Below are 14,214 nucleotides of genomic sequence, written 5' to 3' on the forward strand. Positions count from 1 at the left end.
GAAAAGGAGCGCGAATTCTACGAGGCGTGCAAGAGGCTGTCAACTGTACAGCCTGATCAAATTTCAGTCTGCGCAAACTACAATGAAGTACCTTAGGTAAAACGAGGGCACCGCTATGACTATTGCCGCCAGGTTGAGTCAATACCTTAACGACCAATCGGTCGACTACCACCTTATCCAACACCCTCATACCCGCACTAGCCGGGAGAGCGCGCATGCAGCTCATGTGCGTGAGGACCAGCTGGCCAAAGCCATTCTTCTGCGGGATAAAGAGGGCTTCGTTATGGCGGTGATTCCCGCCAGCAGCAGCCTTGATTTACGCGCGGTGCATATGGAAACCGGCCGCAACGGTCTCACGATGGTCGCAGAGAATGAATTGGGCTCAGTATTCCCGGACTGTGAATTGGGTGCCCTCCCCCCGATTGGGCAGGCCTACGGCATTACAACCTTACTGGATAGCGGGCTGAGCCACTGCGAAACCATCTTTTTTGAAGCGGGTGATCACGAAGAATTGGTTGAAATGAATGGACCACAATTCAACAAACTGTTTGCGGGGTGCCGCAGCGCCGACCTTAGTAAAGACTGGCCATAAGCAACAACCAAGTTAAAACAACCCGATATAACAACCCGGAACTGTAAAGCCCGCAAGCCCTGATCAGCGGTGTGCATCATTCGCACACCGCGCCCTTGAACAGGCTCCCCTACTTACGCTTAGGCCACCGCCCCTTACCCGCCACCACTCGGCCTGCAAACCCCACTGTGGGTGCGATTTGATATGCCACTCTCCGAACCAACAAGCTAGAAGCCCCCACTTGATCACTTAAAATTTACCATCGACAACCGAGGAGCCAAACTCTAGGACTCCTAGTAGGGTACGAGACTGTCACAAAGAATCATTCAACGAGAAAATTGAAGCGGGAAGACGGCAACTGGAAACAGGAAGGCAAAAAAAAACCGCAGCGCGTCCGCTGCGGTTTTTCCCAGATCAAGAGTAGTTATTACTCAATGATCTTGGCAACAACGCCTGCACCAACGGTACGACCACCTTCGCGGATAGCGAAGCGCAGACCGTCTTCCATGGCGATCGGAGCGATCAGGGTAACAACCATTTGAATGTTGTCGCCCGGCATTACCATTTCAGTACCTTCAGGCAGTTCACACGCACCAGTTACATCGGTGGTACGGAAGTAGAACTGTGGACGGTAGCCTTTAAAGAACGGGGTGTGACGACCACCTTCGTCCTTGGACAGGATGTACACTTCCGCTTCGAACTTGGTGTGCGGGGTGATGGAGCCCGGCTTAGCCAGAACCTGACCACGCTCAACTTCGTCACGCTTAGTACCACGCAGCAGCGCACCAATGTTCTCACCAGCACGACCTTCGTCGAGCAGCTTGCGGAACATCTCAACACCAGTACAGGTAGTAGTGGTGGTGTCCTTGATACCAACGATCTCAACTTCGTCGCCAGTATTGATCACGCCACGCTCTACACGACCGGTTACTACGGTACCGCGGCCAGAGATGGAGAATACGTCTTCGATCGGCATCAGGAACGGCAGGTCTACCGCGCGCTCAGGCTCCGGAATGTACTCGTCCAGGGTCTCAACCAGCTTCTTAACAGCGGTGGTACCCATTTCGTTGTCATCTTCGCCGTTCAGGGCCATCAGGGCAGAACCAACGATGATCGGAGTGTCGTCACCCGGGAACTCGTACTGATCGAGAAGCTCACGAACTTCCATCTCTACCAGCTCGAGCAGCTCTTCGTCGTCTACCATGTCCGCCTTGTTCAGGAATACCACGATGTACGGTACACCGACCTGGCGAGACAGCAGGATGTGCTCACGAGTCTGCGGCATGGGGCCGTCAGCTGCGGAACATACCAGGATAGCGCCGTCCATCTGAGCAGCACCGGTGATCATATTCTTAACGTAGTCGGCGTGTCCCGGGCAGTCTACGTGCGCGTAGTGACGAGTCGGGGACTCATACTCAACGTGGGAGGTAGCGATGGTGATACCGCGCTCACGCTCTTCCGGGGCATTATCGATGCCGTCGAAAGCAACTGCGTCACCGCCCCAAACTTCCGCACATACGCGGGTCAGAGCAGCGGTCAGAGTGGTTTTACCGTGGTCAACGTGACCGATGGTGCCCACATTCACGTGGGGCTTGGAACGTTCAAATTTTTCTTTTGCCATCTTCGATGTCCTCTAGCTAAAAGTTTGCCAAAGGACTCCAAACATCGTCCGGAGCCCTTTTGTGCAGAAGTTAATTAGGCCTTGTTCTTTGCCACGATCTCATCGGCAACATTTTTCGGCGCTTCGGCGTACTTCAGGAACTCCATGGTGTAGGTAGCACGACCCTGGGTAGCAGAGCGAAGATCGGTTGCATAACCGAACATCTCCGCCAAAGGTACTTCCGCGTTAATAACCTTACCCGCGGGGTTATCTTCCATACCCTGGATGAGGCCACGGCGACGGTTGAGGTCGCCAACCACATCACCCATGTTCTCTTCTGGCGTTACCACTTCCACCTTCATCATCGGCTCGAGCAGCACTGCGCCGCCATGACTGGACAGTTTCTTGGTCGCCATGGAGCCGGCGATTTTAAACGCCATCTCGTTGGAGTCCACATCGTGGAAGGAACCGTCGTACAGAGTCGCCTTCAGGCCCAGCAGCGGGTAGCCAGCCAGAACACCGTTCTTCATCTGCTCTTCGATACCTTTCTGCACCGCCGGAATATATTCCTTCGGTACCGCACCGCCCACAATTTCGTTAACGAATTCCAGACCTTCCTGAGACTCGTCTTCTGCGGGCTCGAACTTCACCCATACGTGACCGTACTGACCACGGCCACCAGACTGACGAACGAACTTACCTTCGATCTCAGAGGTGTTGCGAATGGTCTCGCGGTAGGCCACCTGAGGCTTACCGATGTTCGCTTCAACATTGAACTCGCGACGCATGCGGTCAACGATGATGTCCAGGTGTAGTTCACCCATACCACCAATGATGGTCTGGCCAGTTTCTTCGTCGGTCTTCACGCGAAAAGACGGGTCTTCCTGGGCCAATTTGCCCAATGCGATACCCATTTTTTCCTGGTCCGGCTTGGACTTGGGCTCAACAGCAACGTGAATTACGGGCTCAGGAAACTCCATGCGCTCGAGAACGATCTTGGCGTTTTCGGCACACAGAGTGTCACCAGTGGTTACATCTTTCAGACCGATCGCAGCTGCGATGTCGCCCGCCAGAACCTCTTTAATCTCTTTGCGATCGTTAGAGTGCATCTGCACCATACGACCAACACGCTCTTTCTTCATTTTTACGGAGTTGTACACCGCAGTGCCGCTCTCCAGCTTGCCGGAGTAAACGCGGAAGAAAGTTAGAGTACCAACGAAGGGGTCAGTGGCAATTTTGAAGGCCAGTGCAGCGAACGGAGCATTGTCGTCAGCCTCACGAGTCTCAACAGTTTCATCGTCGTCCAGAGTACCTTCGATCGCCTTAACTTCAGTCGGCGCCGGCAGGTATTCAATTACAGCGTCCAGAACAGCCTGTACACCCTTGTTCTTAAACGCAGAGCCGCCCAGGACCGGTACGATCTCGTTGGCCAAAGTAAGCTGACGAATAGCTGCCTTGACCTCTTCTTCAGTCAGCTCACCCTCTTCCAGGTACTTCTCCATCAACTCTTCGCTGGCTTCGGCCGCAGCCTCCAGCAGGTGCTCGCGCATCTCGTCACACTCATCCTGCATCTCAGCGGGAATGTCAGCGTATTCGAACGTCATGCCCTGGTCGGCTTCATTCCACAGAATGGCCTTCATCTTCACCAGGTCGACAACGCCTTTAAACTCGTCCTCAGCACCGATAGTCATTTGCAGAGGGACAGCGTTCGCGTTCAGACGGTCTTTCAGCTGGCTTACAACCCTACGGAAGTCTGCTCCGGCGCGGTCCATTTTGTTGACGAATACCATGCGCGGTACTTCGTATTTGTTCGCCTGGCGCCAAACGGTCTCAGTTTGCGGCTGAACACCAGAGGAGCCACACAGCACAACAACAGCGCCGTCGAGTACACGCAGGGAACGCTCAACTTCAATGGTGAAGTCAACGTGTCCCGGAGTGTCAATGATGTTTACACGGTGCTGATCGAACTGCTGCTGCATACCAGACCAGAAACAGGTGGTTGCAGCGGAAGTGATGGTAATACCGCGCTCTTGCTCCTGCTCCATCCAATCCATGGTGGCGGCACCTTCGTGCACCTCACCAATTTTGTGGGACAAGCCGGTGTAGAAGAGTACGCGTTCCGTAGTGGTGGTTTTACCAGCGTCTACGTGGGCGACGATACCGATATTGCGGTAACGTGTGATAGGCGTTTTACGTGCCACAGTTGTATCCTCGATATAACGGCAAAAGGCAGCCTGGAAATTTCCGTGCTGCCTTTCGGTATTAATTTCCGATGTTGGTAATCATCAGACTTAGAAGCGGTAGTGAGAGAACGCCTTGTTGGCTTCCGCCATACGGTGTACGTCTTCACGCTTCTTGACCGCGCCGCCCTTGTTCTGGGCTGCATCAATCATTTCATTGGCTAGGCGCTGGGCCATGGACTTCTCACCGCGCTTACGGGAGAACTCTACCAGCCAACGCATTGCCAGAGCCGTACGGCGCGAGGGACGCACTTCTACAGGCACCTGATAAGTCGCACCACCAACACGGCGGGACTTTACTTCCACCATAGGCGCGATATTTTCCAAAGACTCTTCAAATACTTCGATCGGGTCTTTGTTCATTTTTTCAGAAATAGTATCGAGAGCACCGTATACGATACGCTCTGCTACTGATTTCTTGCCGCTGATCATGACGTGGTTCATGAACTTGGCCAGGGTGACGTTCCCGAACTTGGGGTCGGGTAGTACTTCGCGTTTAGCGACTACTCGTCTTCTTGGCATGGGTATTGCCTCTCTTCAGGGTTATTCTGAGACGCCGCCGTAAAACCTTACAATCCGGCGAGCTCAGCCTTACTCCGGTTGGAAACCGAAACGCAAATCGTTAAAGGCGATTAACCTTTAGGACGCTTGGCACCGTACTTAGAACGGCCCTGCTTGCGGTCGTTTACGCCGGCACAGTCCAGTGCACCGCGTACAGTGTGGTAGCGCACACCCGGCAGGTCTTTTACACGACCGCCGCGAATCAGCACCACGCTGTGCTCTTGCAGATTGTGGCCTTCACCACCGATGTACGAAGTTACTTCGTAACCGTTGGTCAAACGCACACGGCAAACCTTGCGCAGTGCGGAGTTCGGCTTTTTCGGTGTAGTGGTGTACACACGAGTGCAAACTCCACGACGCTGAGGGCTAGCCTGCAGAGCGGGAACGTCGCTTTTTTCGACTTTGCGTTTTCTCGGCTTACGAACCAACTGGTTGATCGTTGCCATTAAAAATCACTCCAAAAATAAAATGCCCCCACCTCTAAAAGTGAGGGCCTATCGTCTGTGTGTAGCGCCAACCCTTAGGTCGGACGAAACACCCCACATAAGCGGGGGGCCGCATTCTATAAGCGACAACCCGCCTAGTCAATCGGCGACGGAAGTACGTGCTTACACCACAGACAGTCGCCAATATCATTTTGGCACCTAAGTGCCTGGGCATCCTCCACTCCACCCTCGTGGCGAAGTGGAGGTATACCTTATTCGCCAGAGGACTTAAGTGCCTCAGTCAGCGCCGCTTCTACCTCTGCTGCGGAAGGACCTTCACCGAAGCTCTCCTCCAGTTTCAGGCTGCGCTTGCGTTTGCGCTCCGCGTGGTAGGCAAGGCCGGTACCGGCCGGAATCAGGCGGCCTACCACCACGTTTTCCTTCAGACCGCGCAACTTATCTTCCTTGCCGGTGACCGCCGCTTCCGTCAGAACACGGGTGGTCTCCTGGAAGGAGGCCGCGGATAAGAAGGATTCGGTGGCCAGAGACGCTTTGGTGATACCCAGCAGCAGGCGCTCGAACTGGGCGGGCTGCTTGTTCTCTGCACGCAGCTGCTCGTTCTCTTCGATCACGCGCTGGTATTCAACCTGGTCGCCCTTAATGAAGCCGGAGTCACCCATTTCGGTGATTTCAACCTTACGCAGCATCTGACGCACGATGGTCTCGATGTGCTTATCGTTAATACCTACACCCTGGAGACGGTAAACTTCCTGGATTTCGTTGGTGATGTAGCGAGCGAGCTCTTCAACACCTTTCAGGCGCAGGATGTCGTGCGGGTTGGACGGGCCATCGGAGATCACCTCACCCTTCTCTACCGTTTCACCTTCGAACACGGTCAGCTGGCGATGCTTCGGAATCAGAACCTCGTAGTGGTCCTTACCGTTGGCCAGCGGCTTGCCGTCACGCGGAGTAATCTGCAGACGAACCTTGCCTTTGGTCTCTTTACCGAAGGAAACGGTACCGGAGATTTCCGCCAGGATGGAAGGCTCTTTCGGCTTACGCGCTTCGAACAGGTCGGCAACACGCGGCAGACCACCGGTGATGTCCTTGGTGCCGCCAGATTCCTGTGGAATACGCGCGATAACATCACCCACATTCACCTTGTTGCCATCGGCCAGGCTCAGAATCGCGCGCGGAGGTAGTGCGTAGTGCGCAGGCGCATTACTATCAGCCAGAGTCAGCTCTTCACCGTTTTCATCGACCAGAGTCACCGCCGGGCGCAGGTCTTTACCCGCGGCCGGGCGCTCAGCCGGATCAATGACTTCGATAGAGGACAGGCCGGTAATTTCATCGGTCTGCTTGCGGATAGAGAGACCGTCTTCCATGCCGGACAGCTTCACCCAACCGGCCACCTCAGTAATGATCGGGTGGGTGTGTGGGTCCCACTTAGCCACAACCTGGCCACCGTTTACTTCAGCACCGTCATAAACGCTGATTACCGCACCGTAAGGTAGTTTGTAACGCTCACGTTCACGGCCAGCGCTGTCGGCAATAGCCAGTTCCCCGGAGCGGGATACCGCTACCAGAGTGCCAACCTCAGTCTTCACAGTCTTCAAGTTGTGCAGACGTACGGTACCGGACTGTTTGATCTGAATACTGTCGGCTGCAGAAGCACGACTTGCTGCACCACCAATGTGGAAGGTACGCATGGTCAGCTGGGTGCCCGGCTCACCGATGGACTGAGCGGCGACAACACCGACAGACTCACCGGAGTTGGCGCGGTGGCCACGGGCCAGGTCACGACCGTAACACTGGGCACAAATGCCGTGTGCGGTTTCACAGCTGATGGGGGAGCGAACCAGAACTTCATCGATACCCATGGCTTCGATGCGCTCTACCCACTTCTCGTCAATCATGGTGCCGGCGGAAACGGCGATTTCATCGCTGCCGGGCTTCAATACATCGCGCGCCACCACACGACCGAGAATACGGTCACCGAGTGACTCAATAACATCACCACCCTCGATCACCGGCGCCATGGTCAGGCCATCATCGGTGCCACAATCCACTTCGGTAATTACCACGTCCTGGGCAACGTCCACCAGACGGCGAGTCAGGTAACCGGAGTTTGCGGTTTTCAGTGCGGTATCCGCCAGACCTTTACGAGCACCGTGGGTCGAGATGAAGTACTGCTGTACGGTCAAACCTTCACGGAAGTTTGCCGTAATGGCATTCTCGATAATGGAGCCATCTGGACGGGCCATCAGACCACGCATACCGGCGAGCTGACGAATCTGCGCTTCGGAGCCCCGTGCGCCGGAGTCGGCATACATGAAGACAGAGTTAAAGGAGTCCTGCTTGGTCTCATTACCCTCGCGATCGATCACCGCCTCTTTCTTGATACCAGCCATCATCGCCTGGGTTACCTTATCGTTGGTACGGGACCAAACGTCGATAACCTTGTTGTATTTCTCACCCTGAGTTACCAGGCCGGAAGCAAACTGGGTTTCAATTTCCTTCACTTCAGCCTCAGCGGTATCGATCAATTCCGCCTTCTCTGCGGGAATCTCAAAGTCGTTCACACCGATCGAGGAGCCGGACTTGGTGGAGAAATCGAATCCGGTGTACATCAGCTGGTCGGCAAAGATTACGGTCGCCTTCAGGCCCACCTTACGGTAACACTCATTCAGCACACGGGAGATGGACTTCTTCTTCATCGGTTGGTTGACCAGCGAGAACGGCAGGCCATCCGGTACGATATTCCACAGCAGCGCGCGACCGACGGTAGTGTCTTGAATCGAGATCGTCTCGTGCTTCTCACCATCTTCGCCCACGATCATCTCGCGGATACGCACCTTGATTCTCGCCTGTAGACCCACCTGCTTGGCGTAGAAAGCGCGGCTCACTTCCTTGATATCGGAGAAGGACATGCCCTCGCCTTTATCATTCACACGCTCACGGGTCATCCAGTAGAGACCCAGTACCACGTCCTGGGACGGTACGATGATCGGCTCACCGTTAGCAGGCGACAGGATGTTGTTGGTGGACATCATCAGCGCGCGGGATTCCAGCTGCGCTTCAATGGTCAGCGGCACGTGTACCGCCATTTGGTCACCGTCGAAGTCGGCGTTATAGGCCGCACATACCAGCGGGTGCAGCTGGATCGCCTTACCTTCAATCAGCACCGGCTCGAACGCCTGAATACCCAAACGGTGAAGGGTCGGCGCACGGTTAAGCAATACCGGGTGCTCGCGGATCACCTCATCGAGGATATCCCAAACGACCGCTTCCTCACGCTCAACCATTTTCTTGGCGGCTTTGATGGTAGTGGCCAGGCCACGGGTCTCGAGCTTGCCGAAGATAAACGGCTTGAACAGCTCCAGAGCCATTTTCTTGGGCAGTCCACACTGGTGCAGACGCAGGGTCGGGCCAACTACGATCACGGAACGACCGGAGTAGTCCACACGCTTACCCAGCAGGTTCTGACGGAATCGACCCTGCTTACCTTTGATCATGTCTGCCAGGGACTTCAGTGGGCGCTTATTAGAGCCGGTGATGGCGCGGCCACGGCGACCGTTATCCAGCAGTGCGTCCACAGATTCCTGCAGCATGCGCTTTTCGTTGCGCACGATAATGTCCGGCGCGTTCAGCTCGAGCAGACGCTTCAGACGGTTGTTACGGTTGATCACGCGACGGTAGAGGTCGTTCAGATCGGAGGTCGCGAAGCGGCCGCCATCCAGCGGTACCAGCGGACGCAGATCCGGCGGCAGAACCGGCAGGGCCTTCATTACCATCCACTCCGGGTTGTTGCCGGACTTGTAGAAGGCTTCCAGCAGCTTCAGGCGCTTGGACAGTTTCTTGATCTTGGTTTCGGAGTTGGTGGCCGGAATCTCTTCGCGCAGGCGCTGGATTTCCGCGGGCAATTCGATGTCGCTCATCAGCTCCTGGATCGCCTCGGCGCCCATTTTCGCTTCGAACTCATCAGCGAACTCTTCCATCGCTTCGAAGTACTGCTCATCGTTGAGCAGCTGTCCGCGCTCCAGGGTGGTCATGCCCGGCTCGGTCACTACGTAAGATTCGAAGTACAGCACGCGCTCGATATCGCGCAGGGTCATATCCAGCAGCAGGCCGATACGGGACGGCAGGGACTTCAGGAACCAGATGTGTGCAACCGGGCTGGCCAGCTCGATGTGCCCCATGCGCTCACGACGCACCTTGGCCTTGGTCACTTCAACGCCACACTTCTCACAGATAATGCCGCGGTGCTTCATGCGCTTGTACTTGCCGCACAGGCACTCGTAATCTTTTACCGGGCCAAAAATCTTGGCGCAGAACAAGCCTTCACGTTCAGGCTTGAAGGTACGGTAGTTGATGGTCTCCGGCTTCTTTACTTCGCCGTAGGACCAGGAGCGGATCATGTCCGGCGAAGCCAAACCGATACGAATCGCATCAAACTCTTCCAGGTGCTCCTGGGACTTCACCAGATTTAATAAATCTTTCAAGGCCTTTCCTCCACTAGGGGGTAGTCAACCCGGCCGTTACGCCGGGCCGGGCAGGCCGACAACCCTAGTGTTTTCAGGGGTGTCGGCGCTTGTCTCAATTCACCTGCGAACAGGCTTCTGCACCAATCGGTCTTACTCGTGTTCGAGCTCGAAGTTCATGCCGAGAGAGCGGATTTCCTTGACCAGTACGTTGAAGGACTCCGGCATGCCGGGCTCCATACGGTGGTCGGAATCGACGATGTTTTTATACATCTTGGTCCGCCCTTCCACGTCGTCAGATTTAACCGTGAGCATTTCCTGCAGGGTGTAGGCGGCGCCGTAAGCTTCCAGCGCCCATACTTCCATCTCCCCGAAGCGCTGACCACCGAACTGCGCCTTACCACCCAGCGGCTGCTGAGTAACGAGGCTGTAGGAACCGGTAGAACGCGCGTGCATTTTGTCGTCCACCAGGTGGTTCAGTTTCAGCATGTACATGTAGCCCACGGTTACCGGACGCTCGAAAGCATCACCGGTACGACCGTCGTGCAGAGTAATCTGGCCGGAATCTGGAATGTCAGCGAGGCGTAGCAAATGCTTGATCTCGCTTTCATCGGCGCCATCAAACACCGGGGTCGCCATAGGTACACCGCGACGCAGGTTGTGCGCCATAGCCATCACTTCCTCGTCAGAGAACGTATCCAGCTCTTCTTTACGGCCACCAGTGGAGTTGTACACCTCTTCCAGGAAGCCGCGTACCTTGGCGATTTCCTGCTGATCTTTGATCATCTTGTCGATTTTTACACCAAGGCCCTTAGCGGCCATGCCCAAGTGCATTTCCAGAACCTGACCAACGTTCATCCGCGAGGGAACACCCAGCGGGTTCAGAACGATATCTACCGGCTCGCCGTTTTGGTCGTATGGCATATCCTCAACCGGCTTGATCACAGAGATCACACCCTTGTTACCGTGGCGACCGGCCATTTTGTCACCCGGTTGGATACGACGCTTGATCGCCAGGTATACCTTGACGATTTTGAGTACGCCCGGAGCCAGGTCATCACCGGACTCCAGTTTCTTCTTCTTATCTTCGAAGGCTTCGTCGAGCAGTTTACGGCGCTCTTTCAGCTGCGCTTCCGCCTTCTCCAGCTGCTCATTCAGACTCTCGTCTTCCATGCGCAGCTTGAACCAGTCTTCACGGGGCAGAGCGGCGAGTACCTCAGCGTTCAGCTCCTGGCCTTTTCCAATACCCTTACCGCCGGCAGCCTTCTGGCCCTGCAGTGCTTGTTGCAGACGCTCGAAGGTCGCACCTTCAACAATGCGGTATTCCTCATTCAGGTCCTTGCGAACCTCATCGAGCTGCGCCTTCTCGATATCGATGGAGCGCTGGTCTTTCTGCAGGCCGTCGCGAGTGAACACCTGCACGTCGATCACGGTACCGCGGGTGCCACTTGGCGCACGCAGGGAGGTGTCTTTTACGTCGGACGCCTTTTCACCAAAGATCGCACGCAGCAGTTTCTCTTCCGGGGTCAGTTGGGCTTCGCCTTTCGGAGTGACTTTACCCACGAGGATATCGCCAGCACCGACTTCGGCACCGATGTACACAATGCCGGACTCATCCAGCTTGTTCAGCGCAGACTCACCGACGTTGGGGATATCCGCAGTAATTTCCTCACTGCCCAACTTGGTGTCGCGGGCAATACAGGTCAGTTCCTGAATGTGGATAGTGGTGAAGCGATCTTCCTGTACAACGCGTTCACTAATAAGGATGGAATCCTCAAAGTTGTAACCGTTCCAGGGCATGAATGCGATGCGCATATTCTGTCCCAGCGCCAACTCGCCCAGGTCTACAGAAGGACCGTCGGCGAGAATATCGCCACGGGCAACGCGGTCACCGGTACTCACGATCGGACGCTGGTTGATACAGGTATTCTGGTTTGAGCGGATGTACTTAGTCAGGTTGTAGATATCGACACCGGCATCACCGGCTTCGACTTCAGCGTCCGCTACACGAACCACTACCCGGCTGGAATCTACACGCTCAATTACACCACCACGCTTGGCCACCACACAGACGCCGGAGTCGCGCGCTACAGTGCGCTCCATTCCAGTACCCACCAGCGGCTTCTCAGCGCGCAGAGTCGGCACGGCCTGACGCTGCATGTTCGAGCCCATCAATGCGCGGTTGGCATCGTCGTGCTCGAGGAACGGAATCATTGCCGCGGCGACAGATACCACCTGCTTGGCGGAGACATCCATATACTGGATTTCGCCCGGATTTTTCAAAGCGAATTCATTGTGGTGACGCACGCTCACCAGGTCATCGACAAAGTTGCCGTTATCGTCAACCGCCGCGGAGGCCTGGGCGATAACATAGTTGGCTTCATTAATCGCAGATAAGTACTCGATTTCGTCGGTAACCTTGCCGTCAACCACTTTGCGGTAGGCGCTCTCGAGGAAGCCGTAGTGGTTGGCACGGGCATAGGTCGCCAGCGAGTTAATCAGACCGATGTTCGGTCCTTCCGGCGTCTCAATCGGGCAAACACGACCGTAATGCGTCGGGTGTACGTCACGGACTTCAAAGCCGGCGCGCTCACGGGTCAGACCGCCCGGGCCCAGTGCGGAAACACGACGCTTATGAGTCACTTCCGACAGCGGGTTGTTCTGATCCATAAACTGGGACAGCTGCGAGGAACCGAAGAATTCCTTCACTGCGGCGGCCACCGGCTTGGCATTAATCAGATCCTGCGGCATCAGGCCTTCAGACTCGGCCATGGACAGGCGCTCTTTCACAGCGCGCTCTACACGCACCAGACCGACACGGAACTGGTTTTCTGCCATTTCACCCACAGAGCGCACGCGACGGTTACCCAGGTGGTCGATGTCATCGACCATGCCTTGGCCATTGCGGATATCGATCAATGTTTTCAGTACATCGACGATATCTTCTTTGCTCAGAGTACCCTGACCTTTTTCATCTTCGCGGCCGAGGCGACGGTTGAACTTCATACGGCCAACGGCCGACAGATCGTAGCGCTCATCGGTGAAGAACAGGTTTTCAAACAGGGATTCTGCAGACTCTTTGGTGGGCGGCTCGCCCGGGCGCATCATACGGTAGATCTCAACCAGCGCTTCCAGCTGAGTGCGGGAAGGTTCGGCGCGCAGGGTATCGGAAATAAACGGTCCGCGGTCCAGGTCGTTGGTGTACAGGGTCTCGAAGTGCTTGACGTTCAGTACACGTAACTGAGCAACCACCTCAGCGGTAATTTCCGTATTACACTCAACCGCGATCTCACCGGTGGACTCATCGATAATATCCTGAGCCAGGATACGACCAAACAGGTACTCCAGGGGCGCTTCCAGTTTTTCAACACCGGCTTTTTCCAGCTGGCGGATGTGGCGCGGGGTGATACGACGCCCCTCTTCCACAATCACCTTGCCCTGCCCGTCTTTGATATCGAAGGAAGCGACATCACCGCGCAGGCGGGAGGGGATCAGCTCCAGGCTGACACTGTCTTCCTGCAGCTCAAAGTTACTGGTCTCGAAGAACATTTCGAGCATTTCCTGGGAGCTGTAACCCAGAGCACGCAACAAAATGGTGGCCGGCAGCTTGCGGCGGCGATCGATTCGCACGAAGACCAGGTCTTTTGGATCGAATTCGAAGTCCAACCAGGAACCACGGTAGGGGATTACGCGCGCAGCGTACAACAGCTTACCGGAGGAGTGGGTCTTGCCTTTGTCGTGATCGAAGAAAACACCTGGGGAGCGGTGCAGCTGGGAAACGATTACACGCTCGGTACCATTAATGACGAAGGTACCGTTATCGGTCATGAGCGGAATCTCGCCCATGTACACTTCCTGCTCTTTAATGTCCTTAATGGACTTATTCGCAGATTCTTTATCGTAAATAATCAGGCGCACACGTACGCGCAGCGGACAGGCGTAAGTGACGCCGCGCAGGGTGCATTCTTTCACATCGAAAGCGGGCTTACCCAGCGTATAGCTCACGTACTCCAGGGCGGCATTGCCGGAATAGCTGACAATCGGAAATACAGATTTAAACGCCGCCTGCAGGCCAACGTCCAAGCGGTCGTCGGGGCGCTTATCGGCCTGTGTAAAATTGCGATATGAATCCAGCTGTATCGCAAGCAGGAAGGGCACATCCATGACCTTAGGCAGTTTGCCAAAATCCTTGCGGATACGTTTTTTCTCAGTATATGAGTAAGCCATTCAAATTCCCCAGCTTGATCAGTGACAAGACTTCGTGGGACTCCATTCGGGAGCCCCTCCGGGCGAGAAGCCTCTGAACAACACAGCTTGGCTGTCCTGTTCAGAAACC

At 55.4% G+C, this 14,214-nt stretch carries 7 protein-coding genes; 1 reads left to right on the forward strand and 6 read right to left on the reverse strand.

Annotation, left to right across the window (positions count from 1 at the left end):
* Positions 1 to 115 precede the first annotated feature (115 nt).
* Positions 116 to 592 carry an aminoacyl-tRNA deacylase gene (locus tag ACCI51_RS15010; RefSeq protein WP_299584108.1) on the forward strand — a complete coding sequence of 159 codons (477 nt, stop codon included), beginning with the start codon at positions 116 to 118 and terminating at the stop codon, positions 590 to 592.
* Positions 593 to 998: 406 nt separating this feature from the next.
* On the opposite strand, the gene tuf is transcribed toward ACCI51_RS15010, so the two are convergent.
* The 6 genes from tuf to rpoB form a co-directional block, all read right to left on the reverse strand.
* Positions 999 to 2,192: an elongation factor Tu gene (gene tuf / locus ACCI51_RS15015; RefSeq protein ID WP_299584081.1), complete on the reverse strand. Its 1,194-nt coding sequence runs from the start codon at positions 2,190 to 2,192 to the stop codon at positions 999 to 1,001.
* A gap of 74 nt (positions 2,193 to 2,266) precedes the next feature.
* The gene (fusA, locus tag ACCI51_RS15020; protein ID WP_299584105.1) at positions 2,267 to 4,372 is read right to left on the reverse strand and encodes an elongation factor G; all 2,106 of its coding nucleotides are present in this window, start codon (positions 4,370 to 4,372) and stop codon (positions 2,267 to 2,269) included.
* Between the two features lie 90 nt (positions 4,373 to 4,462).
* Positions 4,463 to 4,933, reverse strand: coding sequence for a 30S ribosomal protein S7 (rpsG, locus tag ACCI51_RS15025; protein WP_299584102.1), 471 nt, complete (start codon positions 4,931 to 4,933; stop codon positions 4,463 to 4,465).
* 110 nt (positions 4,934 to 5,043) lie between these two features.
* Entirely contained in the window at positions 5,044 to 5,418 is a 375-nt protein-coding gene (gene rpsL, locus ACCI51_RS15030; protein WP_067150990.1) for a 30S ribosomal protein S12, read from the reverse strand.
* A 251-nt stretch (positions 5,419 to 5,669) separates the two neighbouring features.
* Positions 5,670 to 9,899, reverse strand: coding sequence for a DNA-directed RNA polymerase subunit beta' (gene rpoC, locus ACCI51_RS15035; RefSeq protein WP_299584099.1), 4,230 nt, complete (start codon positions 9,897 to 9,899; stop codon positions 5,670 to 5,672).
* 132 nt (positions 9,900 to 10,031) lie between these two features.
* Positions 10,032 to 14,105 (reverse strand): DNA-directed RNA polymerase subunit beta, encoded by a 4,074-nt coding sequence (gene rpoB, locus ACCI51_RS15040; protein WP_299584096.1) that lies wholly within the window; start codon positions 14,103 to 14,105, stop codon positions 10,032 to 10,034.
* Between the last annotated feature and the right edge of the window lie 109 nt (positions 14,106 to 14,214).

The sequence above is a fragment of the Microbulbifer echini genome (genome assembly GCF_041447225.1).
Lineage (GTDB): Bacteria > Pseudomonadota > Gammaproteobacteria > Pseudomonadales > Cellvibrionaceae > Microbulbifer > Microbulbifer echini.

What these genes read in the sequence shown, in the direction of transcription:
- tuf (WP_299584081.1), bottom strand. Translation starts at nt 2,192, where the DNA reads ATGGCAAAAGAAAAATTTGAACGTTCCAAGCCCCACGTGAATGTGGGC.
- rpsG (WP_299584102.1), bottom strand. Translation starts at nt 4,933, where the DNA reads ATGCCAAGAAGACGAGTAGTCGCTAAACGCGAAGTACTACCCGACCCC.
- ACCI51_RS15010 (WP_299584108.1), top strand. Translation starts at nt 116, where the DNA reads ATGACTATTGCCGCCAGGTTGAGTCAATACCTTAACGACCAATCGGTC.
- rpsL (WP_067150990.1), bottom strand. Translation starts at nt 5,418, where the DNA reads ATGGCAACGATCAACCAGTTGGTTCGTAAGCCGAGAAAACGCAAAGTC.
- rpoB (WP_299584096.1), bottom strand. Translation starts at nt 14,105, where the DNA reads ATGGCTTACTCATATACTGAGAAAAAACGTATCCGCAAGGATTTTGGC.